Source organism: Acrocarpospora catenulata (assembly GCF_018476525.1).
GTDB classification, from domain to species: Bacteria; Actinomycetota; Actinomycetes; order Streptosporangiales; family Streptosporangiaceae; genus Acrocarpospora; species Acrocarpospora catenulata.
In genome coordinates, this window is record NZ_JAHCST010000035.1 from 62,632 (window position 1) to 85,960 (window position 23,329).

The window sequence follows — 23,329 nt, forward strand, 5'->3', positions numbered from 1 at the left end:
ATCCCGGCGACCGGCGAACGGGCCCGCGTTGGCGATTTGTTTGCCCTGGGGGCCAGGGCGTATCGAGATGCAGCCTGCCGTGGAATGGCCCTCAGGGGCAGGCCCGACTATTCTTACTCCGGACTTCGCTCGCGTACGCTTACTGGCAAACCCGCAAGACAGCGCGGGTGATTATCAGGAGAACTCCCGTGCCCAAATCCCACGTCCGCAAGAAGGCCGTCTACACACCGCCGCAGAAGACGACCACGGTCAAGGTCAGCCCGCGTTGGCTGGCGCCGGTCATGGTGGCGTCCTGGCTGCTCGGCATCGGCTGGATCGCCGCGTACTACGTCGTCGGCAACACCGGCCCGGTCTTCGGGGCGCTCGGCAACTGGAACCTGCTCATCGGGTTCAGCCTGCTCATCTTCGGCGTGGTGCTGTCCACCAAGTGGCGGTAGCACGGCAGCGGGGCGTGCCGGGCTGAAACTTTCCACAGGCTTTATCCACAGCCTGGGGAAACCAGCCCGGCCCCGGCCGACTCACCCGCCGTATCGCCGTTGCACTTCCGCGATCAACGCGTACGGCTCTCCGAGCGCCAGTGTCGCGACGAGGACCAAGAGAATCACCAGGGTACCGCCCAGCTGCACCGCGGTGCGGTTCCGCTCCGGCGCGTACGCGAAGACGAGCGCCACCAGGCCGCCCACCAGCAGGCCGCCCAGGTGGCCCTGCCAGCTGATCCCGGCGACGACGAAGGTCAGCACCACGTTGATGCCGATCAGCCAGAGCACGCCACGCGCGTCGTACCCGAGCCGCCGGGAGACCACGAAGAGCGCGGCGAACAGGCCGTAGATCGCGCCGGAGGCGCCCACCGCCGGGTACACGCTGGCCAGGAAGACCGCCACCGAACCGCCCAGCGCGGAGAGCAGGTACAGCGCCAGGAAGCGCAGGTGCCCGAGGCGGCGTTCCAGCTCGGGGCCGATCGCGTACAGCGCCCACATGTTGAACAGGATGTGGGTGATCGCGAACGTGCTGGTCGGGGGCAGGTGCAGGAACGCCCCGGTGATCAGCCGGTACCACTCGCCCTGGGCCACGTGGCCCGGCGAGGTGTTGAACTGGTTGACGAAGCTGTTGCCGAGGGCGAACTCCGCGAAGTAGGCGAGCACGTTGATGACCAGGAGCGTCCAGGTCACCCGGGGCACGGTCACCGCGCCGCCGCCGAAGACGGCCTTGGCCTGCCGCACATCGCGGTTGCCCTCGCGGACACACTCCACGCACTGGAAGCCGACCGCCGCCTCACGCATGCAGTCGGGGCAGATCGGCCGGTCACAGCGCTGGCAGCGCACGTAGGTCTCGCGGTCGGGGTGCCGGTAGCAGGTGGGGACCGCTCCCGCCCCCGGCTGGGTCGGCGGTTGCTGAGTGGTCATGGGGTCCTTCCGCAGGGGTCTATCCACAGACTGCCACACGGACGCGCCACCCCGCCCCGGCCGGCGAGGCGGCGTCCGTGTCAGCCGAGCGTCAGGCTCTGGGCGTGGAGCCTCAGGAGCGCTCGATGGTGACCGATTCCAGCACCACGTCCTTGAGCGGCCGGTCCCGGCCGTCGGTCTCGGTGGTGGCGATCGAGTCGACCACCTCCTTGCCCTCGATGACCTCACCGAAGATGGTGTGGCCCAGGTTCAGGTGGGGCGTCGGGCCGACGGTGATGAAGAACTGCGAGCCGTTGGTGCCCTTGCCGAAACGCTTGCCGGCGTTGGCCATGGCCAGCAGATAGGGCCGGTTGAAGATGTTCTCCGGGTAGATCTCGTCGTCGAATTCGTAGCCGGGGCCGCCGATGCCCTGGCCCAGCGGGTCCCCGCCCTGGATCATGAAGCCGCTGATGACCCGGTGGAAGATAGTGCCGTCGTACAGCCGGGCGTTGGTCTTCTCGCCGGTCTCCGGGTGGGTCCACTCCCGGGTGCCCTCGGCGAGTTCCACGAAGTTGCGCACCGTCTTGGGCGCCTGGTTCGGGAACAGTTTGACGCGAATCGTGCCGTGGTTGGTGCGCAGATTCGCGATGAGGTTCTCAGCCATCGGAGGCCGCCCCCTTGGTGTTCAGGTCTCGGTGTGCATTGTCCGAAGACAGGGTATCGAGGCCGCCACCGGCAACTGTTCAGGATTGGCGCCCAGTCAGGCGGGAAGGGTCGTCACAGGGCCCCAACGACAGGGGGAGGTTGCCGTGTCCCTGAAAATGAGAAAACGCCGCGTCACCGTAGTCATGCCCGAGACGCGGATGGGCCGGGTGAAGGCCCAGGCGGTACGGGCGGCCGACAGGGTCGGCCCGATGGCCAGCAGCGCCCGCGACATGGCCATGAGCGCCCGTGATCTGGCCAGCAGTGCCCGGGAGGGCACCTACAGCCGGATCGAGGAGGTCAGGTTGTGGGCCGCACCCAGGCTAGACCAGGCGGCGCACACGGTCGAGGACCAACTCGCGCCGCGGCTCAGCTCGATGTTGTCGCAGGCGGCGCGGCGGGTGGATCCGGCGCCCATGCCGGTGCGCGGCCGGGGTATGTGGCCGATGATGGTGTTCCTCGGCGGGCTCGCGCTGGGGGCCGTCGGATTCCTCATGTACCGGCGGAACGCCCGGCACTGGGCGGACGTGATGAAGGAGAGCGCCGAGGAGTCGCGTCAGCAGGCCGAGGAGATGTCGCGGCCCATGACCAAGTAGCGCTTCGCTTGGGGGTACGGCCGGGGCGGGCTCCGGCCGTACATTTTTGTTGAACCAGTTTCTCCTGGGTTCCGTTCATTCGTACGGAGGCATCCGTGTTCGTGTGAAGGGCACCGTTTATGGAGTCACGCCGTAAGTTCGTGTTCAGGGGCCTCGCGGGTGGATTCGCCGCCGCCCTCACCCTCGTCCGGCCCGCCGGGGCCACCGAGGCCGCGCAAGGGATCTTCCTCGCCAAGACGTCGAGCATCCCCGTCGGCGGCGGGAAAATCATCAAGAAGAAGTACGTGGTCACCCAGCCGAAGAAGGGAGTTTTCCGCTGCTTCACCGCCAAGTGCACCCACCAGGGGTGCACGGTGGCCTCGGTCAGCGGGCGGACCATCAACTGCCCGTGCCACGGCAGCAAGTTCTCCATCTCGGACGGACGGGTGGTGTCCGGGCCGGCCGAGCGCGCCCTGCCCAAGAAGAAGATCTCGGTGAAGAAGGGATCGATCCGCCTGGCGTGACCGGCCCTTGGTACGGTCACCGTTCGTGACGGACAACGTGTATGTGGGCAATGCGAACGTGGACTCGGCCATGGACCGGGGGTGGCTGCTCGGTCATTTCAAACCCCCTTCCGAGGTGCGGCACAGCAAGGACGTCGAGATCAAATGGGGCGTTCATCCCGCCGGGGACGAACGCGCCCAGTGGGTCACCGGCGAGTACCGCACCGCCCTGCTCATCCTGGTCAGCGGGCGCTTCCGGGTGGAACTTCCCGGCCGGAGCGTCCTGCTGGCCGAGCAGGGGGACTATGTCGTGTGGGGGCACGGGGTGGATCATTCCTGGCGCGCCGAGGAGGACTCGGTGGTGCTCACCGTACGGTGGCCGTCGGTGCCCGGGTTCTCCGTCACGTGAGCGGGACGTCGAGTTTCGCGGTGTAACCGGCGGTGAGGTCGCCGGACATCGTGGCGAGCTGGGTCTGGTAGCCGTCGCCGAAGACGTTGTCGCTCTCCAGGGAGGAGTTGGCCAGGTTGGTGACGCTCTGCTCGTAGCCGGAGGTGGCGTAGACGGTCGTGCAGACGTCCTCCGGGAAGGCGAGCTGGGTGACCTTCACGCTCTCGGCGGCTGTGGTGGCCTCGTTGAGGCTGCCGTACACCTCGAAATGGATGTGCGGCCAGCGGCCCGCGTACGCGCCGGGGAAAATGCTGGTGAACCGCACGATTCCGTTCTCGTCCGCCTCCTGGACGCCGCGTAGGTAGTTCTCCCCGGTCACCCCTTCTGAGTACATCGAGTACCGCCCCTCGCGGTCGCAGTGCCAGAGGTAGACCGCCGCCCCCGCGAAGGCCGCGCCGTCCTTCTGAACGGTCAGCTCGATGTTGAGCGGAATCCCTTCGGCGACCCCTGACGCCGAGCCGAAACTGGCCCGGATGTCCTCCCGTACGACGCCGCTCTGGGTCAGGGCGTTCGGCCCGTTCGACCCGTCCCCCGGGTACGGCCCCGCCGTCTCGTCCGGGATCTCCTCGGCGGCGGCCCCACCGCTGCTCCGCGTCTGGTCACCACTGGCCGCGGCCGTCCCGCTGTTGTCTCCAGCGGCACAGGCCACCGCGCCCGCCAGTACGGCTCCGCCCAGCAGCCCCAGCGCGCCACGCCGCCCGATTATCTTGGCCAGGTCGAATGCCAGCCCTCTATCGTGATCGTCCATGGGCACCTCCCTTTCGGCTTCCAGCCTGGCGGCCTTGTCTGAGAATCCGATGACATCCGCATCAGATTCCGCTCTACGGGCCCTCCGATGACCCCTGACGCCGCCCGCGAGAAGTTCACCACCGCCAGATCCGCCCACCTGGCCACCGCTGATTCCTCCGGAACACCCCACCTCGTCCCGATCGTCTTCGCCCTGCACTCCAACCAGATCGCCTTCGCCATCGACCACAAACCCAAACGAACCCAAAACCTACGCAGACTACGAAATATCGCCCAAAATGACCGGGTATCCGTACTGGTCGACCACTACGACGAAGACTGGACCCAACTCTGGTGGTCCCGAGCCGACGGCCGGGCCACCATCTCCCACGACCCACCCGCCCAGTGGCTCACCCGCCTGACCACCCGCTACCCCCAGTACGCCGAAACCCCACCCCAGGGCCCCCTCGTCCTGATCACCGTCGAGCGATGGCAAGGCTGGTCCTACCAGGCCGCCGGGCACGATGGAGTGCCCCGGTGACCGCCGCCGATGGACTCTGTCTTGGGGCCTTGGCATGACGGCTGGCTGCAGGGATGGGACAGGTAGAATCTGGGCGATCCAATGGAGGCGGTGGAATGGCCGAAGTCGCGGATGGGATCGGGCGGCGGGCCAGGTCACCGCTAAACTTTTTCTTGTTGCTTTTTGCTCTTTCTGTTCCGTTCTGGGTGGTCGGGGCGGTGACGCAAGGGCAGTTATCGGCGGACCTTCCGGTGGCTGCGCTCATGATTGTGTGTCCGGTGGCGGCGGCCGCGATTCTTGTCTACCGGGAAGATGGAACCGCAGGCGTGGCCAGGCTGCTGCGCAGGTCTTTCGATTTCAAACAGATCAAGGCGAAGATCTGGTATTTGCCGATTGTTCTGCTGCTGCCCGGCATTTTTGTGCTGACCTATGGTGTCATGCGCCTCGCGGGATTACCTGCTCCAGAGCCACGGTTCCCCGTCCTGGGCACGCTGGTGGCATTCCTGGCATTCTTTGTCGCCGGGCTTGGTGAGGAGCTGGGCTGGTCGGGATACGCCATTGACCCGATGCAGAACCGATGGGGCGCACTCCCGGCCTCGGTTCTGCTGGGGTTGGTATGGGCACTCTGGCACCTATTGCCGTTGGTTCAGGCAGGCCGGTCCGCGGGCTGGATCGCCTGGTGGGTTGTTGGATCGGTGGGGATGCGAGTCATTTTCACCTGGATCTACAACAACACGGGGAAGAGCGTGTTCGCCGCGGCGCTGGCGCACGGCCTGTCGAATCTCGCTTGGATCGGCCCGTTCCTGGACTTCGGTCCGGATGGGTATCCGTATGAGGGTGTCCGTATCGCGGGCCTGCTCATCGCGTTCGCGGCGATAGCCGTCACGGTCGTGTGGGGATCGCGGACGCTGAGCGGCAACCACGCCGCCTGACCTGGCGCGCCAGACTATGCATCCTTGACCGATCATCGGTCTTGGAATGCACCTGAGTACCTGGACTTTGGCGTCATCTTGCCTCCACTGTACTCACCGGGTACAGCACCGCGGCGATGGACCGGCACCTCTGGGGCCGACGGAAGGTTTAGTCGCATAGTTAGTCGTGCCCGCCCGTTTCTAAAATCGGAAAACGAGATGTTTCCCGCTGCGGAGCCCCAGAGAATCGAACTTCCGGATTAGCGTTTGGAACGGCGCGTAAACGATCATATAGCTTGTACCTCCCTTCCGCTAAATCCTGCCAGCGTCTCTGGACGCCCTTCGAAAACCATGTAGACGATGGATATGTAGGAAACGTCAGGCGAATCCAGGAGGAGACGCTAATGGACGGTAAGCGACTATCACTGCTGAGCGCGGCGCTCATGGGAGCCGCGACCCTGGTGATGGCCCAGGCATCCCAAGCGTCAGCCGCGCAGAGTCCGACGAGCACGACATCCACCAGCGCGTCAACCGTTACGAACGCCCAGTCCCCGCTGAGGCCACCAGATCCTCGCGAACGCGAACGAAGGAACCGGCACGACAATGGAGACGGCCGGAGGCACGGAGACCGGATGAACGGGGACCACCACCGGCGGCACGAAGAGCGAATGGAGCGAGAGCACCGCCGGCACGGAGAGCGGATGGAACGAGAGCACCGCCGGCACCGAGAGCGGATGGAACGAGAGCAGCGCCGGCACCGGATGGAGCGAGAGCACCGGATGGAGCGAGAGCACCGGCGACACGGTGAACACCGGCGGCACGGCGAGTACCGGGTCCACGGGCGCTAGACCGGTCGATCGAAACCGCTAACACCATCGGGCAGGGTGCCTTGCACAACCGTGATTGTGTAAGGCATTCGCCTGGGGCCGGGACGTTGGTTCCGGTGGGCTAATGGTCTGTCAAGCCCGAACGCCGCCTTCCGAAATCGGGGAGGCGGCGTTTCACATGGGTGCCCCTCTCCGAAATCCCGTTGAGAAGGGTGTACGCGACACGCTTTCATGAGATCAACGAGGAGGAGGGACAGACCGTGGTGAGTTGTGCGTAAGCACCCCAGGCCATCCAACACCCGCCAGACCGGAGACCGCCTCAAGCTTCATCGAGGCCACCTCCGGGCCGATGGCCGGGACTACACGTTGATCACCCTCCGGCCCGGCACCCGCGCCCGGTTCTCCACGAACTTCTACCACCAGACCTGGCACATCCTCTCCGACCCGCACGGCGCGCTCCTGCTCAGCCGCCTGTTGTGGGGCCTGTCCTTTCAACGGCAACCCGACACCGTTGTGATCATCGATCGGCGATTCATCGATCCCAACCCGTTCGACGCCGAACAAGGCAGCCCCATCGCCCTCGTTCCCGCAGACCTCACGCATCTACCAGCGCGGACCGCCCTGCGGCTCAGCCGGCGCTTCGCCGTACCAGGGACTACGTCTGGGACCGTCCGATGGCATACCTGGGGTCTCGACCTGGCAGTCAACGAGTCGCGCATCCGGCAGGCCGACCGGACCTGGTGGCGGCAGTGGCGTCCCGAACCAGATGGTCGGGCCGCCGAGGTGGACCAGCCGGGTGGGCTGCTCACCGTGCGGGCTTCGTCTTCGCTGTTCCGTCGCTGGGCCGTCTCGGTGGCCACAATGCATGATTATGTGCACAAGGGAATGTCATATACCGAGCTGGAATGCCCGAAATGGGAACTCTGTCGCAGCGACGGTGAGGTACAGACCTTCTCCGACTTCCGCCAGCGAGTTTCCATCGCCATAACCTCCCGCGGCGAGATACTCGCCACCGAAAACGCGCCCAGCACACCCGCCGAACTCCAGCCCTTGGTCTGGGGCAGGAACGACACTGTGCGCAGTCGTCGACAGAGACGAACTCGCCGGCCCGGACCGCGCGCGCTGTTCGTAAGACCCACGTCCTGATCAGCAGCGAAGGGTCTGCCGCTTCGGCGGGCCGAAGCCAGTGTCGACGGCCTTGCCCACCCACCGAGATTGTGTTGGTCTGGGTCGTGTCCAGCGCCGGCTAGAACCCCATCCGTCGCAGTTCACCCCCGACGACCTGGTGTGCGCGATCAAGGGCTGACCTGGGCTCGCGACAGACACGGACATGTCACACATTGGTCGCAAATCTCGACCTATCTATGACAAAAGCGAAAAATCATCAACTATGGTCACCGGCCTCTCGTAGCTAACAGGAGGCGCGCTCAAGATCGTGTGGCCCTTGCCACTATCCCCCCGAAAGGCCTGGAATGATCTCTAGGTCGGGCAGACACGCCCTCATCGTCACAGCAGCAACCTCCGTCGTAGCCGCGATCGGTGCGGTCCTCGTACCGTCCGCGGCGGTGGCGGCCGCAGCCGGCCCCAACCTCAGCTACGTCGTCAACGCCGTCGACAAAGGACATACGGCGGGTGCCGCCGCTGCGGTGACCGAGGCCGGCGGCGAGGTGATGATCTCCTACGCGCAGATCGGCGTGGTCATCGCACGCTCCACCGATCCCACGTTCGCCCAGAAGGTGAAGACCGTCGCGCACGGCGACGCCGTCAGCTCCGCGGGAGCCACCCGGACCGCGGCCCTGCCCGCCATGACCGAGGAACTCGACGCGTACACGCCGGACGCGATGGAGAACGCGACCCGGCAGAGCGACATGATCCTCATCGGCGCCCGCGCCGCCCACGAAGTCAACCTGGGCAGCGCCACCGTCACCGTCGGCGTCCTCGACGACGGAATCGACGCCAACCACCAGGACCTCGCCCCAGTGGTGGACCAGTCCAAGTCGGTCAACTGCGTCGGCACCGGCGCCCCCGACACCACGCCCGGCGCGTGGCGGCCCACCAGCATCACCGCCGACTACCACGGCACCCACGTGGCCGGCACCATCTCCGCCGCCAAGAACAACGTCGGCATCGTCGGCGTCGCACCCGGCGTCAAACTGGCCTCCATCAAGGTCGTCAACCCCGACGGCTACATCTTCCCCGAGTACGCGATCTGCGGCTTCATCTGGGCGGCCGAGCACGACATCCAGGTGACCAACAACAGCTACTACGTCGACCCCTGGCTGTACTGGTGCGAGAGCCAGCCCGACCAGGCCCCGGTCGTCGAGGCCGTCCGGCGCGCGGTCGCCTACACCACCGAACACGGCATCCTGAACGTCGCCGCGGCCGGCAACGAAAACCACGACCTGGCCAACAAGACCGTCGACACCACCAGCCCGGACGACACCACCCCCGTACGGCGCGACCTGGACCCCAGCTGCCTCAACCTGCCGACCGAGATGCCCGGCGTGGTCACGGTCTCCTCCACCACCCAGCCCACCGCCCCCGCCACCGCCATCGGACCCTGGTCCCCCGGCCTGACCACCCAACCGGCCCGCTCGTCCTTCTCCAGCTTCGGACTCGGAGTCGTGGACGTGGCCGCCCCCGGATCCAGCATCTACTCCACCTCACCCTCCACCGGCGTGAGCAGCTACCGGACCCTGTCGGGCACCTCGATGGCCTCACCCCACGTGGCCGGCGTCGCCGCGCTCCTGGTCTCCAAGCACCCTGGAGCCACCCCCGACTACATCGCCGAACTCCTGCGCAAGCAGGCCATCCCCCTCGCCTGCCCGACCTCGGGCACCGACTACACCCAGGGCCGCTGCAAGCTCGACCCGGCCAACCCCGCGGTCAACGGCTTCTTCGGGTACGGCCTGGTCAACGCGTACAAGGCAGTCACCGAGGCGGAGGACGTGACACCGCCCACCGTCAAGGTCACCGGGGTCAGCCAGGGCGAGCAGATCACCCTCGGTAAGCCGGTGACCCCTGCCTGCTCGACGACCGACGCCGACAGCGGCGTGGCTCAGTCCGCCACGCTGTCCGTCACCGGCGGGCCCAAGGTCGGCCACTTCACCGCCACCTGCTCCGGCGCCCGGGACCGTGCCGGCAACCAGACCGCCCCGGTCAGCGTCACCTATCAGGTGGTCTTCGACTGGCAGGATTTCACGGCCCCGGTCAACGTCGACAAGGTCAACGTCGTGAAGGCCGGCAGCGCCGTACCGCTCAAGTTCGGCCTCGGCGGCGACCAGGGCCTGTCCATCCTCGCGGCGGGCTCCCCCGCCCTGCGTGCGACGTCGTGCGACACCTCGGCTCCGCGCGAGGTGACCGAGCAGACGGTCACCGCGGGTTCGAGCTCCCTGACCTACGACCCGTCCGCCATGCAGTACCAGTACGTCTGGAAGACGGAGAAGTCCCTGGCGAAGACGTGCGGACGCCTGGAGGTCACCCTGATCGACGGCACCACCCACACGGCGAACTTCATGTTCAACTAGAACCCGCCTCCGGCGGCGGTCCGAGGCCACACCCTCGGACCGCCGCCGGATCTCGGCATCACGAGACGATCGTCAGACGGTCTCGTTCCCCACAAGCAGGATGAACGTCCGGGCGTAGGACATACCATCGGTCGGCCGAGGCCACTCAAGACCGGCCAAGACCTGTGAGGCCGCCTCGTGGTGGACGCCGTTGACCCGGATCTCGGCGGTCTCGGTGCCCTCGCCGCCGCCGAAGAACGCCTTGATCCCGATCAGGTAGTCGCGTTCGAACCCGCCGCTCAGCACCGGGGCCAGCCGGGGCAGGAGCAGATTGCCCACGGCCCAGCGCTGTACGGTTTCGAGATTCTCACCGGTGCCCCAGCCAATGATTCCCCCGTGGATGACATGCCAGCCCGGGAACCCCTCAGGGTGGTCGGAGGCCATATGCGTGGCTAACGAGCCATCCTGGGCGAGGAGTTCGAGCAGGGCGCTGCCGGTGGTTTCCAGCCAGATCTGGATCGCCCGGTCTGCGACCTGCTCGGCAGTGGCACCATACCCGACGACGCAGTCACTGATGGTGGTGTCCGCGGGCCGCTTGACGTTGAAGACGAAATCGAGATCGAAATGGCCGGGATGATCGGAGTGATTCTCGCCAAGCATGACGGCAACGCTTCCTGGCCCCTTGACCAGGCTCCCCTCGACCTGCCAGGGCTTGCCCGTCACGTCGGACAACCGCAGAGCCGTCATCCGCCGAACCACCTCATCCGGCAGGCGCTCGCCATCCATGCCGACCCTCTCTTCTGCTGACATATCGCGGGGCAGACCGTACCGGACTGGCAGATACGAGTCACCACGATTACCAAGAGGCGATCCAGCTGTCTCCAGCCGGGGCTTTCGGGTGGGGGGTAACAACGTGGCCTCCCTATCGAGATCCACCCCTACTTCCGTCAGTCCGCCGATGTCTTCGACTTCGCGCTCACCGACGCCGAGTTGGAGGAGATCGACGCGCTCGACACCAGCGTACGGCGCGGGCCTGACCCGGCGTCGATCACGCTCCGCAGCTTCGGCCTGGGGATCCCCGAGGCGTGAGGCCCTGCTTCGGGCACAGCGTCCGGTCAGATGTCCTGGGTCGCGGTGTCGGTGGCGGTGAACTGCTCGTGCTGCGTGGCGGCCCACGACGCGAGCAGCTTGAGGGCGTCGGCGGACGGGGAGCCGGCGGGTGCGGTGTAGACGTTGAGCACGAGGCCGGGCTCGCTGGGAAGCTCCATCGACTCGAAGTTCAGGTCGAGGTCGCCGACGACGGGGTGATGAATGCGCTTCCTGCCGCTGCGGTGGAACATCACGTCCCGCGAGGCCCAACGCTGCCGGAACAGCTCGCTCTGGGTCGAGAGCTCGCCCACGAGCTTGATCAGCTCCGGGTCGTGCGGGTTACGGCCCGCCTCCAGCCGGAGCATCGAGGCGACGTCGTGGATGATCTGGTCGTAGTCTCGCCAGAACTCCTTCGCCGCCGGGTCCAGGTAGGAGAAACGGGCCGTGTTCACCGGCCGCCGGGGATCGTCGTACGCGGGCGCGTAGAGCGCGCGGGCGAGGCTGTTGGTGGCGATGATGTCGTGACGCCCGTTGCGGACCCAGGCGGGAGCGTCGGTGATGGCGTCGAGCACTTGCTTGACGGCGGGGCGAACGCCCGTGGCCGGCTTGCTGTGACGCTTGCGCCCGGGGCCCGCGGCGCGGGCGAGGTTGAACAGGTACTCGCGTTCGGCTTCGTCGAGTTGCAGCGTGGTGGCAATGGCGTCCAGCACGCTCTCGGATGCCCCTGCGAGGTTGCCGCGCTCCAGGCGTACGTAGTAATCGACCGACACGCCGGCGAGCATCGCGACTTCCTCGCGGCGAAGGCCGGGGACGCGGCGGTTCCCGCCGTAGGCGGGGAGTCCGGCCTGCTCAGGGGTGAGCCTGGCGCGCCGCGAGCTGAGGAACTCGCGAACTTCCGCTTGTGCTTCTGCCATGTTCTCCACCGTAGGTCCGGGCCGCACCCCAGTGGGAGGCACCCGTGTTACCTGCCTGATTCTTAGAGACCGACCATTTTCATGCCGGACTCGTTGTAGCGATTGCCGACCACCCCGATCCGTTCGACCAGGGTGTTCAGGTCGGCGATGTCGTCGGCCGACAGCGGCAGGGTGGCCGCACCGATGTTCTCGACGATACGCTCGCGTCGGCGGGTGCCGGGGATGGGGACGATGAACGGGCGCTGGGCCAGCAGCCAGGCCAGGGCGACCTGCGCGGGCGTCGTTCCCCGCGCGTCCGCGAGCGCGCGGACGTGGTTGATCAGCGCCTGGTTGGCGGCGAGGTTGTCGGCTGTAAATCGCGGGACGACCGCGCGGATCTCTCCCGGCTCGAAGGTGGCGTCCGCGGCGACGGTGCCGGTGAAGAAACCCTTGCCAAGCGGGCTGAACGGTACGAACCCGATGCCGAGCTCCGCACAGGTCGCCAGCACCTCGGCCTCGGGCTCGCGGGTCCAGAGCGAGTATTCGCTCTGCACGGCCGTCACCGGGAACACGGCGTGGGCGCGCCGGATCGTCCCGGCGCCTGCCTCGGAGAGGCCGAAGTGCTTGACTTTGCCCTCCGCCACGAGCTCGCCGACCGTTCCCGCGACGTCCTCGATCGGGATGTCCGGGTCGACGCGGTGCTGGTAGAACAGGTCGATGCTCTCCACGCCGAGGCGCTTCAGCGATGCCTCGGCGACGCGGCGGATCTGCTCGGGGCGGGAGTCGGTGCCCTGCATGCGGCCGTCGACGATGTTCCACCCGAATTTCGTCGCCACGACGACCTGGTCTCGGATCGGCGCGATGGCCTGGCCGACGAGCTCCTCGTTGACGTAGGGGCCGTACACCTCGGCGGTGTCGATGAACGTGACGCCCTGCTCGACGGCGTAGCGCAGCACGCCGATCATGTCGTCGCGGTCGCCGGGATTGGGCCCGTAGGACATCGACATCCCCATCGCGCCCAGGCCGATGGCGGATACCTGGAGTCCCTGACCGAGCGTTCTCGTGTGCATATATCTGTGCCTTTCCGTCGTTTGTGGGGCCGTGAGGCTACGGGGTGATGAGGACCTTAAGTGTCTTACGGGCGTCCATCGCGGCGTAGCCTGCGGGCACCTCGTCCAGGGCGATGGTGCGGTCGAAGACCTTGCCCGGGTTGATCTCACCGGAGAGGACCTGCGGGATCGCGGCCTCGAGGTACGCGCGCACCGGGGCGGGACCGCCGGTGAGCGTCGCGTTCTTGCCGAACAGCGAACCGAAGCCGATCGGGGCCTCCTCGTACTGCGGCACGCCCACGCGGGAGATGACGCCGCCGGGGCGGACGATCCCGTACGCCTGCTCGTAGGCGGGCATGTGCCCCACGGCCTCGAGCACGATGTGCGAACCCTCGCCGCCGGTGAGTTCCATGACCTTGGCGATGCCCTCCGCGCCGCGCTCGGCCACGACGTCCGTCGCGCCGAACTCGACGCCGAGGTCGGTGCGGACCTTGTGCCGACCCATCAAGATGATCCGCTCGGCGCCGAGTTGCTTCGAGGCGAGCACGGCCGACAGGCCCACCGCGCCGTCGCCGATCACGGTGACGGTCCTGCCCGGCGCGACCTTGCCCAGGTGAGCGGCGTGGTACCCGGTGAGGTAGACGTCCGAGAGGGTGAGCAGGCTCGGCAGGAGGTCGCTCGACTCGTCGATGCCGGGGACGACGACCAGGCTGCCGTCCGCCTGCGGGATGCGGGCCAGCTCGGCCTGCAGGCCGCCGTTCTCGGGGTTGCCGTACCAGCCGCCGTGGATGCACGAGGTGGGGAAGCCCTCCCGGCAGAACACGCAGGTGTTGTCCTGGAACGCGAACGGGACGATCACGAAGTCGCCCTTCCTCACACTCGTCACCGCCGAGCCAATCTCCTCGACCACGCCGATCAGCTCGTGGCCCATCGGGTTGCCCTGCGGGCGGGCAGGCATCGAGTGGTACGGATGCAGGTCGCTTCCGCAGATACACGCCCGCACCGTGCGCACGATCGCGTCGGTCGGCCGCTGGATGATCGGGTCGGGGACGGTCTCGACGCGAACATCGCCGGCGCCGTACATGAACGTGGCTCTCATATGTTTCTTCGCTTCCTCTGGGTGTCTTCGCGCCGACGGGCTCGCGGCAGCGACAACATCCATCGGACCGCTTCCAGCGCCCGGCCGGGAGTCTCTGCTGTTCCAGGTACTCGCAGGGCCTGTCTCACGGCGCTTCTACCCGCGCCACCATGCTTCGGATCGAACCGAGGTAGCCGATCGCGTGACACGGCGCGATGCGTGTCGGGCAGGGCTGCGTCCAGTCGCGGAATGCCTCGATGTTCCGACACCGGACGTAAGCGCACGGCGATGAGGCGCCAGTTGCTTGCGGGCGTTCTCCTCGACCAGCAGTGCCTTCAGCTCCGCATAGATCGTGGCCTCGCACGATCATGGTGGCCAGGCCGCCTCCCACGCCTGCCAAAGGTAGGTCCGCGGCGACCCCAGCAAGCGCCGCGCTGACGGGAATCACGCCCCAGCTGAGCACCCGAGACGCGGCGTAGATACGCCCCAGCAAACTCTGACGGCGTGCTGCTGGTTGTTCCTGGACGTCAGCAAGAACCGTCGCCGCCGCTGGTGCAGCATGACCACCTGCGGCAGCCGAGACAAGTCACGACGCTACTACGCGGGGCGTTCCTCCTGAGGACCTCAGACGAGCAAGCCTTGTCGGCCTGCGCTGCCGCATAGGACCGTCCCCATGATTCAAAGGATTGACAGGTTATAGGTCGATTTCCTGACAATGGTTGGCAACTACTGCCAGAGATGATCGTGACAGAGGTGCTCGTGAGCAGATTGCGATAAATGTTCATGCCATGAAAACGAGGCCTCTTCGCCTGTTAAGCGCTCCCCTGCTTGCCCTGTCCCTGGTGCTCTCGGTCATGGGCACGCCGGCGCGGGCCGAAAGCGACGCCGAGCTCGCCCGCCAATGGCAGTACGCCTGGAACTGTTACAAGTTCGGCCAGGTGGCCGACCCGCTGCCGGTCGGCCGGGCTCGCAAGTCCCAGAGCATCTCCATCGTCATCAACGCGCCGCGTGCCGGCGTCTTCAAGGCCTACTCCGACTTCGAGAACCACATCGGGGCCAACCCGTTCCTCGAGCGGGTGGTCACCCATTCCGACAAGACCAAGCATGGCGTGCGGACCAAGAACCTGACCGCGATCGAGGTGATCCCTATTGAGCCGGACCCCATCACGCTGACCACACACGCCCAGCAGCGCCTCGATCTCAGCAACTACTTCTACGAGGTCGACTCGTGGTCGACGGGAAACATCGTGACCCACCAGAAGATCGTGTTTGAGAGCCTCGGTGGCTCGGTCACCCGGGTGACCGAGCACCTGACCTTCGAGACGACCCTGGAGCTCATCGACTTCACGCTGTCCCAGGGCGTGCTGGCGCACCAGGGCATCCAACAGGGTCTGAAGCAGCGCATCGAGAGCGGCGCGCTCTAGCCCAGCGGGTGCCAATCGCGAGGACGCCCGCCGCGTTGCGGATCACGAACGTCACGCTGCCAGCCCGGCAGTGGTCGTCGAACCACTCCGCCGGGCGTCCTTCGCGGGTCGCGGTGAACCGCCGCGCCATAGATCGTGGTTGACGGGGTTCTGCCGCCCCTAACAATTCTCCTGACGCTCCCATGTCCGCGAACCTGATGTATTCGCCGTGACTGGCACGTCTGTGGGCACGGCGGCGATACTTGCCCGGTGAGTGACGAGTCTCTGGAGTGGGCCGTATTCGACGGCGACACGGCAGAGGTTCGGGCCATGCTTCTCGGTGGTGGTGCTGATCCCAACGCTGTGAACGAGGACGGAACGTCCCTTGTGAAGCTTGCCGTCAGCTACTGTCATCATGGCGTTCTTCGAGTCTTGGTCGAATTCGGGGCCACCCTGGATGTCCCATCGCTGTTGCACAACCTCGTATCAGGCCGAGACCTACCCGATATGCTTCCCGTTCTCCTTGAGCTGGGTGCGGATGCCAACGCCCGTGACTCCGCTGGGTGGATGCCTCTGCACTTCGCTTCGGCCTACGGATACGAGGGCTCGGCCCGTGTGCTCCTCGATGCCGGTGCCGAGATCAACGCCACCACGAGTGGAGGTCTCACTGCGGCCGAGATAGCCCGGCGGAACGGTCATGACGCGCTCGCGTCCCTGCTCGTACATGCGAGCACAAGCCGCACATCTCCCCCTGCCTGAGCCCTATACGGAAGGTGGAGTTGGGGTCGCCTTCATGACAGCGAGGTGCAGACGGGGCACCCGGGGATGATCAGGCCCTACCTCAGCCAACTACGGCCTTGCGGTCAAGTACCGACCGACATCCCGGAGCCGGAGCGCCCCCAGTGGACGCAAGGTCTTACCGCATGCGAACCGGCTAGCCGATCCGGTCAGCTGCTTCAACTGGCGGGAGTTTGGGCTGCGTTTGAGCGAGTTTGTTAAGGACGTCGCGCATGTATTCGAGGGCTGCGCGGTCGTCGATTTGGCGTACGGACGGCGGAGTCGGGTCTGAGCCGTGCCGGACGGTGGCAGCGATCTTGTGGGTGGCTTCGGTGACGAGGGTTCGGGCGGCCAGGGCGCCGAAGTCGTTGGCAGCCTCGAGGTATCTGAGCATGTGGTCCGCCTCGGTGATCCGGTCGATCGCGGCCATCATGGTGATGAACTCGATGCAGACGACGCTGGCGGCGATCATGTTGTCGGTCTCGATCAGTTCGTCGATGTAGGAGCGCAGGAGCCGGAAGGCGCGCAGCCGCTCGCCTCGCCGGAACGCGGAGCGGGCTTCGGTGGTTTTGTTGGCCGACAGTGTGCCCGTGGGGAGGTCGACGCGGGCGGCCTCGTCGAAGTACCGATCGGCGTCGTCGTGTCGGCTCTGGAACGCGGCGGAGTAGCCGAGGGTCTGCAGCGCCCAGTGCAGGAGGGTCGGCGGGCCGTGGGTCCGATACCGGTCCGCCAGGGCTGAGACTGAGGTATCGACCTGCTCGAAACGTCCGATGCCCAGCAGCGTCCCCGCCGACGTCATTTCAAGGAACGTCGCCAGATAACGCTCATCCTGGCGGTGTAGATCGGCGACGGCGTCCGGTAGGCACCGCCGCAGGGCCTCGCCGTCGCCGCAGGCGTACGCGTGTGCGTAGCGGCTCAGCGGCCGGGCCGGTTCACCGTACCGGTCCGCGACGCGGCGGTAGCCTGCCGGGTTGGCGTTCTGGGTGTGGCGTTCGGCGACCCAGACGAGCCAGAAGGCACGCAGGTTCTGGTTCTCCCGGTTCTCCGCCGACGTTATGGCCAGGATGTGCTCGGCCCAGACGCCGATCTCCTGTCGGCCCCGCAGGGGAAGCTCCGTGACGACCGGCCGGACCAGCGCGTCCGCCAGTCGTGGGTCTCCGGCCGTACACGCCCATGTGACGGCAGCACGCAGATTCGCCCACAGGTCGCCGAGGCGGGCGACGCCTTCGATCTCGCTCGGACCGGTGAGCAGGCGGTGGATGTGGGTGACTTCGCTGACGCACCAACGCGCGTGGCGTACGGCGGCCAGGTCGGTATGCCCGACCTCACGCAGGCGCTCGGCGGCGAACTGGCGCATGGTCTCCAGCAGCCGGAAACGCCGGCCGAACGGGCCGGAGTCGACGGTGACCATCGAGCGCCCGACCAGGTTGCCCAGAATGCCGTCGACGTCCTGATCGTGGGCGACCGCTTCCGCCGCGCTGAGGTCGAATGGTGCGTTGAACACGGACAGACATTGGAACAGCGTCTGTTCGGCCGACGTGAGCAGGTCGTAAGACCATTGGATGGCCGCCCGCAACGTACGATGCCGAGCGGCGCCGGTCCGGCGGCCACCGGTCACCCGGAGACGATCGTTGAGCCGGGCGACGAGGTCGACCGGCCGGTGGCTTATCGTCCGCGCGGCGGCCAGCTCGATGGCCAGCGGTATGCCGTCGAGCCGGCGGCAGATCTCCTCGACGTGGTGGTGAGACGTGCGCGCATCGTAGGTTCGATCGGCGGCGAGCGCGCGGGCGTGGAACAGTTCGGCGCCGGCGGCCGGATCCAGTGGTCCCACGGCCAGCACCTGTTCGTCGGTGACGGTGAGGCGTTCCCGTGAGGTGGCCAGCACACGTACCTGCGCGCAGCCCCCGATGAGGGCTTCTGCGAGCTCGGCCGCACCGTCGATGACGTGCTCGCAGTTGTCGATGAGCAACAACGCCGGACGCGACCGCAGGACCGCGATGATCGATTGGGTCAGGGTGTGTCCCGGACGCTGCGCCACCCCCAACGCGTCGGCGACCGCGCGGGGCACGTCGGACGGCGATGCGATCTCCGCCAGCTCGACCAGCCACGCGTCCCACCCGTGATCGGCGACCGCCGTGCGGGCCGCCGCCAGCGCGAGCTGGGTCTTGCCGATCCCTCCTGGTCCCACCAAGGTCACGACCGGGGTCCGCGCGAGCGCGTCGGCGACGGCTCGCAGGTCCTCGTCGCGGCCGATGAGACGGCCCACGCGAAAGGGCAGGTGGCTCGTTGCGCCACCGCGCCGTACGAGCGAGACCTCGGGTGCGACAGGTCCGCGCAGCCGGTCGTCGTGGTCGAGGATCCGTGCCTCGAGGTCGCGCAGCCCCGGCCCGGGTTCGACACCGAGCTGCGTGACGAGATGGTGCCGAGCCCGCCGGAAGGCCGCCAGGGCGTCCGCCTGGCGGCCCACCCGGTACAGAGCCGTCATCAGCAGAGCCCAGAGGCCTTCGCGGAGAGGGTGACGCTCCACCAGCTCCGTCAACTCCGCCAGCGAACCGGCAACGCTCCGCGGGCCGGATTCGACGCGGCGTTCAAGCTCGGCCTCGACAGCGCTCAGCCACTGTTCGTTCAGACCGGCCACCGCCACTTCGAGACCGGGCGCGTCCAGTCCGGCGAGGGGGGTTCCGCCCCACTGCGCGAGGGCCGCGGCGAAGTCACCGTCGCGGAAGTTCCGCTGAAAGCGCGCCACGTCGACCGCGTCAGGTGCTAAGTCGAGGCGGTACGCGGCACCGACCCGTACGATCGCGCCGTAACCGAGGCCCTTGCTTAGCCGGGCTACGTGCCATTGCAGAGTCTTGTACGCCGTTCGCGGGGGAGCGTCACCCCAGACAAGCTCCACCAGGCGCGACACCGCCAGCGGTGTCCCGGGCGACAGGGCCAGTGCCGCGAGCACCGTCTGCGTCTTCGCCGAACCGATGTCGACCGGTTCGCCGCCGTCGGTAGCGACGCGGACACCACCGAGCAGACCGATCCGCACCACAGGGCTGCTCCCAGATGTTGGCCTCCGCCGAGATTGCCACAGGCCCAAAAACCCAGCAAGCCCGCCCCAACCGCCCGCACACCATCACCACACCGGTGTCGACGACCCTTGGCGCGGCGGCCATCACGCTTATGGCTCGCCGACCCCCGAGGCGGGGTCGGTCGCGGTGGGAAGAGCATCGAAGCTACGGGAGCGATGGGTATGGACAGAAAGACAACGGCACGGGTGGTAGGTGCCCTTTTCCTCACCGCGACGGCTGCGGGGGTGCTCAGCGCGGTCCTTCTCGGGCCGCTCGGCAACCGGTACTCACCCCAGTTCATCGCCGACAACGCGCACCGAATATCGGCTGGCGCCCTCATGGTGCTGATCATGGCCGGAGTGATCGCGTTGATCCCAGCGGCGCTGTTCCCGGTTCTCAAGGAACACGGCGAGGCACCCGCGCTCGGCTACGTCGCCGCCAGGATCATCGAGGTCGTCCTCCTGCTTCCCGCCGCCATCGGTCCTCTCATCCTGGTGGCCTTGGGCACCACTCGATCGCAGGCCGCGCAGTTGGACACCGTCCGGGTGTTGTCAGAAACGTACGAGGTGTCGGGGCAGGCCGGCAGCGCGTTCTTCTTCTGCCTCAGCGCCCTGCTGCTCAACTACCTGCTGTACCGGTCAAGACCCGTCCCTCGATGGATAGCCGGCTGGGCGCTCATCGCGGCGCTGCCGTACCTGGCCGATGCCTGCCTCGTGATGTTCGGCGTACTCAGCCCGTCTTCCGCGGTGCACACCATTCTTTTCTCCCCATTGGCGCTGAACGAAATGGTGTTGGCGGCCTGGCTACTGACAAAAGGATTCAGGCCGTCTACGGATGCGCGTTAAAGCTCAGGGTGATCGTCTTACCCGACTCCGACCAGCCCACATACGGCGAATATACGGCGGATTAATGGCCTGCTCCTAGCGTCGTCAGTGTTCCACGGGAAGGCATCCGGCCAGGCCCGGGACACGAGTGAACGGGATCAGGTGTAACGATGCCCAAGCGGCTCAACGCGGCCAGAACGGTGGTCATGTTCTGTGCGGCCGCCACGATCGTCATGGCGACGGGGGCGGCGGACGCGGCTACCTCCAGCATGATCGTCCGTCACGCGAGTGGGGCCGTGGCGGGGGAGGTCTGGTTCAACTCCGGCACGACGAACCTGTCGAAAGGCCGTAACTCCTTCACGGTAAGAGACCGCTTCTGCGACGACGGCTGGATGGTTTACGCCGAGTACAAGAAGAGTTCCTGGAACAACCCCCTCGTGGGCTGGCGGTACACCGACGGCGCGTCGTGCAACGGAGGGAGAACGGAATTCAACGTTTCCATCTCCGGTGACGTGACCAGGCAACAGTTCATCTGGCGCGGTTGCAAGCAGTCCGAGAACGACCTCCGCATCGAGTGTGAGGACTACGTCAGCGACTACCTGGACTGACGATCCGGTCACGCCCATTTCAAGCAAGGAGAGGAAACCGCTAATGACGATTCGAGCGAAGAAGCCCAGTGCGCTCGGCCTTGCCGTAGTAGCCGGATCGCTGGTCGTGAACCTGCCCGCCGCACCGGCGAGCGCGGACGATCGTCCTCCCGTACAGCCCTTCTCAGTCGTCGAGTTCAGCGACCAGCCCACGCCGGGTGCCGTCACGACGCTCCGCGACCAGTACCAGCGCTCGCGCTTCAGCGTGACCAACGATATGGACCGACGACGCGCGTTCGTGGAACAGAACGCGCGCGAGGGGCGCTACTACGCACCCGAATCCATCGACGTCCTGCACCTGCAGCGGACGGACGGCGAGACGGCCGACCTGGTCGTGCCCAAGGACTACAAGATCGCCAAGGTTGAGCTCGGTGCCGGGCTCAAGCCTGACCCCGGCCAGGACGGAAAGGACGTCTACGCCGTCAGCGCCGGCGTCCATGGGACCGAAACAGGGGCGGCGTCGATCGCCTACCCCAACGGACCGGGATTCGACACCTTCGGCTCATGGTCGTCGGGGCAATACACGCTCACCACCAGCCACGGCAAGATGGACGCGTACTGGTGGAAGCTCAAGGACACCGAGACCTACAACAGCACCTACGACTGGTGGATGTACAAGCGGAAGTCCGTCGCCACTCCCAAGGACATCACCGGACCCGACGACATCGTCCACGACATGGGCATGCGTTCCTATCCGACCACCAGCACCAGAAACATCCTGCGCAAGTGGGAGGACTGGGCGCCTGATCTCGGATCCCACGACTGGGGCTGTGGGAACGACGTCGCCCTGTCGGTCTGGGGGGTGGGCATGACATTCAAGACGTGCGGCACCTACCAGGTGGACTGGAACGGCAACAACGCCGACGCCGGAGACTTCAGTGTGAACTGGCAGAACATCCCGTCCACCGTCTGGTCCCAACCGAAGGGCGGGCCCCATCAGATGGCCGACATGGTGGTCGTGAAGACGGCCCAGGGCTCGGTTCCCGTCTACAACGACTACCAGTATGTGAACTTCTGGAGTCCGATCACAGGCGTGCTCGGCAAGAACGGCTGCGGTTCGACCAACAGCTCGGCGAACTGCTGAGCTCATGAAGATGCGCTCCAAAGCGGTCGCGCTCGTGCTCCTGCTGCCGCTCGGCGCGTGCGCCGCGAATCCTTCATTCGCGGCGCCACGCGCCGTCCCCACGCCGTCGGCGGTGCAACCCATGCTGTGCCGGTCCGCCGAAGTACGCTGCGCGGATGTCCTCGTCCCTGAGGCCGCCGGCCGGATCTCGTACGCCGTGGTCCCGGGTACCAAGCCCGGCCATGGGCTGATCCTGGTCGAGATGGGCGGACCCGGCGCCAGGGCGCTCCAGCAGCCCGATCTTGACTCCCTCGGGCTGCCGCCCTCGCTCGCCGCCGATGACGTGCTCCTCATCAGCGAGCCATGGGTGGACAGACCCGTACCCGCCGGTTGCGGAGCCGCGCTGTCGGAGTTCGGCGCGGAGGTCTCGGGGAACCACCCGGCTCAGGGATCGTTCTTGACCCGGTGTGCCCCCGCCACCTGGACGCGGACCGCCTACGTGGCCGCCCTGGAGGCGATCCTCCGTCACGAGAGCCGCTCCCTGACGGGCATCGTCGGCCAGTCCTTCGGCGCGTTGCCCGCTGCCGCGGCCGCGGCCGCCCATACCGACGCGTGGCTGGTTCTGAACGCGCCCGTCGCCCCCGCCACCACACCGGGCACGGCTGTTCTCGGTGAGCGGGTGACCGCCCTGCACGCGGCGCTCGACAGGAGTTACTCCCGCACCTGCGTCCCGCTGGGCCTGGACTGCGGCGAGTCGGGGAGGCGAGTGGCCGACGCGGCCGTACGGCGGGCCACCGTAACGGAGGCCGGCGACATCGGTCTCGCCGCGTTGGGCGCCAGCTACGACCTGCGGACGAACGAACGGTGGCTCTGGTCGACCCTCAGTCGCTTCCCCGCCCTCGACCAGGAGACCGGACTGCAACTGGGCCGGATGGCGGACCAGATCCTCCAGCGGTACGGCGGCGGGGAGATCGCCCTCGACATGGCCGCCTTTGTGGCGGGCATGTGCCAGAGCTACGGCGGTTGGGATCCACCCGCCAGGGTTCAGAATGGTGCACCGGAAACGCTCCTCGTCCACGTCGCGGACCAGTGCGAGGGCAGGCGGACCGCGGCGTCAGGCTGGGAGACCCAACCTGCGCCCATTCGCCGTGGCGCGACGTGCGTGCTGGGAAACTCACTCGATCCGGTCACTCCCGGAGTGTGGGCCGCACGTTGGAGAGCGGTGCTCAGCCGATCCACGTTCACGGCCTACCGTTTCGACGGCCACGCGAGCCTGGCTACCGCCGTGAAACTGGGCGGGCACTCAAATTGCGGTCCACTCATTGGCCCGGCGTAGTAACTCGCATGAAC

The 23,329-nt window shown here is 66.8% G+C and carries 24 protein-coding genes; 15 read left to right on the forward strand and 9 right to left on the reverse strand.

The window, feature by feature from the left end:
• Nucleotides 1–188: 188 nt before the first annotated feature.
• Nucleotides 189–437 (forward strand): cell division protein CrgA, encoded by a 249-nt coding sequence (locus tag KIP79_RS29070; protein ID WP_214108119.1) that lies wholly within the window; start codon nt 189–191, stop codon nt 435–437.
• Nucleotides 438–518: 81 nt separating this feature from the next.
• Here KIP79_RS29070 and KIP79_RS29075 read toward each other — a convergent pair whose 3' ends face one another.
• The gene (locus KIP79_RS29075; RefSeq protein WP_214108120.1) at nt 519–1,403 is read right to left on the reverse strand and encodes a rhomboid family intramembrane serine protease; all 885 of its coding nucleotides are present in this window, start codon (nt 1,401–1,403) and stop codon (nt 519–521) included.
• Nucleotides 1,404–1,515: 112 nt separating this feature from the next.
• Complete coding sequence (locus KIP79_RS29080; RefSeq protein ID WP_214108121.1) at nt 1,516–2,046, reverse strand: peptidylprolyl isomerase; 531 nt, start codon at nt 2,044–2,046, stop codon at nt 1,516–1,518.
• Nucleotides 2,047–2,191: 145 nt separating this feature from the next.
• Here KIP79_RS29080 and KIP79_RS29085 point away from each other — a divergent pair, with 145 nt between their 5' ends.
• The 3 genes from KIP79_RS29085 (at nt 2,192) to KIP79_RS29095 (ending at nt 3,571) form a co-directional block, all read left to right on the forward strand.
• A complete protein-coding gene (locus KIP79_RS29085) occupies nt 2,192–2,680 on the forward strand; it encodes a hypothetical protein (RefSeq protein WP_214108122.1) in 489 nt (162 codons plus the stop codon).
• Nucleotides 2,681–2,799: 119 nt separating this feature from the next.
• Nucleotides 2,800–3,183 (forward strand): Rieske (2Fe-2S) protein, encoded by a 384-nt coding sequence (locus KIP79_RS29090; RefSeq protein ID WP_214108123.1) that lies wholly within the window; start codon nt 2,800–2,802, stop codon nt 3,181–3,183.
• 25 nt (nt 3,184–3,208) lie between these two features.
• Nucleotides 3,209–3,571: a cupin domain-containing protein gene (locus tag KIP79_RS29095; RefSeq protein WP_214108124.1), complete on the forward strand. Its 363-nt coding sequence runs from the start codon at nt 3,209–3,211 to the stop codon at nt 3,569–3,571.
• Here the strand turns inward: KIP79_RS29095 and KIP79_RS29100 are convergent.
• Nucleotides 3,564–4,358 carry a dioxygenase family protein gene (locus KIP79_RS29100; protein WP_214108125.1) on the reverse strand — a complete coding sequence of 265 codons (795 nt, stop codon included), beginning with the start codon at nt 4,356–4,358 and terminating at the stop codon, nt 3,564–3,566. The genes KIP79_RS29095 and KIP79_RS29100 overlap by 8 nt on opposite strands.
• An 87-nt stretch (nt 4,359–4,445) precedes the next feature.
• Here KIP79_RS29100 and KIP79_RS29105 point away from each other — a divergent pair, with 87 nt between their 5' ends.
• Both KIP79_RS29105 and KIP79_RS29110 read left to right on the forward strand, forming a co-directional pair.
• Nucleotides 4,446–4,877, forward strand: a complete 432-nt coding sequence (locus KIP79_RS29105; RefSeq protein WP_214108126.1) for a TIGR03668 family PPOX class F420-dependent oxidoreductase — start codon at nt 4,446–4,448, stop codon at nt 4,875–4,877.
• A 95-nt stretch (nt 4,878–4,972) separates the two neighbouring features.
• The gene (locus tag KIP79_RS29110; RefSeq protein ID WP_214108127.1) at nt 4,973–5,788 is read left to right on the forward strand and encodes a CPBP family intramembrane glutamic endopeptidase; all 816 of its coding nucleotides are present in this window, start codon (nt 4,973–4,975) and stop codon (nt 5,786–5,788) included.
• 506 nt (nt 5,789–6,294) lie between these two features.
• Here the strand turns inward: KIP79_RS29110 and KIP79_RS29115 are convergent.
• The gene (locus KIP79_RS29115; protein WP_214108128.1) at nt 6,295–6,606 is read right to left on the reverse strand and encodes a hypothetical protein; all 312 of its coding nucleotides are present in this window, start codon (nt 6,604–6,606) and stop codon (nt 6,295–6,297) included.
• Between the two features lie 354 nt (nt 6,607–6,960).
• Here KIP79_RS29115 and KIP79_RS29120 point away from each other — a divergent pair, with 354 nt between their 5' ends.
• Nucleotides 6,961–7,740, forward strand: a complete 780-nt coding sequence (locus KIP79_RS29120; protein WP_214108129.1) for a hypothetical protein — start codon at nt 6,961–6,963, stop codon at nt 7,738–7,740.
• A 419-nt stretch (nt 7,741–8,159) separates the two neighbouring features.
• Entirely contained in the window at nt 8,160–10,121 is a 1,962-nt protein-coding gene (locus KIP79_RS29125; protein ID WP_214108130.1) for a S8 family serine peptidase, read from the forward strand.
• A gap of 72 nt (nt 10,122–10,193) precedes the next feature.
• Here KIP79_RS29125 and KIP79_RS29130 read toward each other — a convergent pair whose 3' ends face one another.
• The 4 genes from KIP79_RS29130 to KIP79_RS29145 all read right to left on the reverse strand — a co-directional run bounded on the left by KIP79_RS29130 (nt 10,194) and on the right by KIP79_RS29145 (nt 14,230).
• Nucleotides 10,194–10,886 (reverse strand): DUF6348 family protein, encoded by a 693-nt coding sequence (locus tag KIP79_RS29130; RefSeq protein WP_214108131.1) that lies wholly within the window; start codon nt 10,884–10,886, stop codon nt 10,194–10,196.
• Nucleotides 10,887–11,215: 329 nt separating this feature from the next.
• On the reverse strand, nt 11,216–12,103 hold the full coding sequence (locus KIP79_RS29135) for a helix-turn-helix transcriptional regulator (RefSeq protein ID WP_214108132.1): 888 nt from the start codon (nt 12,101–12,103) through the stop codon (nt 11,216–11,218).
• A 62-nt stretch (nt 12,104–12,165) separates the two neighbouring features.
• A complete protein-coding gene (locus KIP79_RS29140; protein WP_214108133.1) occupies nt 12,166–13,152 on the reverse strand; it encodes an aldo/keto reductase in 987 nt (328 codons plus the stop codon).
• Nucleotides 13,153–13,189: 37 nt separating this feature from the next.
• Nucleotides 13,190–14,230, reverse strand: coding sequence for a zinc-binding dehydrogenase (locus KIP79_RS29145; RefSeq protein WP_214108134.1), 1,041 nt, complete (start codon nt 14,228–14,230; stop codon nt 13,190–13,192).
• A 493-nt stretch (nt 14,231–14,723) separates the two neighbouring features.
• On the opposite strand from KIP79_RS29145, the gene KIP79_RS50205 reads away from it, so the two are divergent.
• The 3 genes from KIP79_RS50205 to KIP79_RS29160 all read left to right on the forward strand — a co-directional run bounded on the left by KIP79_RS50205 (nt 14,724) and on the right by KIP79_RS29160 (nt 16,371).
• The gene (locus tag KIP79_RS50205) at nt 14,724–14,828 is read left to right on the forward strand and encodes a CGNR zinc finger domain-containing protein (RefSeq protein WP_214108135.1); all 105 of its coding nucleotides are present in this window, start codon (nt 14,724–14,726) and stop codon (nt 14,826–14,828) included.
• Nucleotides 14,829–15,051: 223 nt separating this feature from the next.
• Nucleotides 15,052–15,633 carry an SRPBCC family protein gene (locus KIP79_RS29155; RefSeq protein WP_308169944.1) on the forward strand — a complete coding sequence of 194 codons (582 nt, stop codon included), beginning with the start codon at nt 15,052–15,054 and terminating at the stop codon, nt 15,631–15,633.
• 249 nt (nt 15,634–15,882) lie between these two features.
• The gene (locus tag KIP79_RS29160) at nt 15,883–16,371 is read left to right on the forward strand and encodes an ankyrin repeat domain-containing protein (protein ID WP_214108137.1); all 489 of its coding nucleotides are present in this window, start codon (nt 15,883–15,885) and stop codon (nt 16,369–16,371) included.
• A 175-nt stretch (nt 16,372–16,546) separates the two neighbouring features.
• On the opposite strand, the gene KIP79_RS29165 is transcribed toward KIP79_RS29160, so the two are convergent.
• Nucleotides 16,547–19,423, reverse strand: coding sequence for an ATP-binding protein (locus KIP79_RS29165; protein ID WP_214108138.1), 2,877 nt, complete (start codon nt 19,421–19,423; stop codon nt 16,547–16,549).
• A 204-nt stretch (nt 19,424–19,627) separates the two neighbouring features.
• On the opposite strand from KIP79_RS29165, the gene KIP79_RS29170 reads away from it, so the two are divergent.
• The 4 genes from KIP79_RS29170 (at nt 19,628) to KIP79_RS29185 (ending at nt 23,315) form a co-directional block, all read left to right on the forward strand.
• Complete coding sequence (locus KIP79_RS29170) at nt 19,628–20,290, forward strand: DUF4386 domain-containing protein (protein ID WP_250214009.1); 663 nt, start codon at nt 19,628–19,630, stop codon at nt 20,288–20,290.
• Nucleotides 20,291–20,439: 149 nt separating this feature from the next.
• A complete protein-coding gene (locus tag KIP79_RS29175; RefSeq protein WP_214108140.1) occupies nt 20,440–20,877 on the forward strand; it encodes a hypothetical protein in 438 nt (145 codons plus the stop codon).
• A 43-nt stretch (nt 20,878–20,920) separates the two neighbouring features.
• On the forward strand, nt 20,921–22,000 hold the full coding sequence (locus KIP79_RS29180; RefSeq protein ID WP_214108141.1) for a hypothetical protein: 1,080 nt from the start codon (nt 20,921–20,923) through the stop codon (nt 21,998–22,000).
• A gap of 10 nt (nt 22,001–22,010) precedes the next feature.
• Nucleotides 22,011–23,315 carry a hypothetical protein gene (locus KIP79_RS29185; protein WP_214108142.1) on the forward strand — a complete coding sequence of 435 codons (1,305 nt, stop codon included), beginning with the start codon at nt 22,011–22,013 and terminating at the stop codon, nt 23,313–23,315.
• Nucleotides 23,316–23,329: the final 14 nt, after the last annotated feature.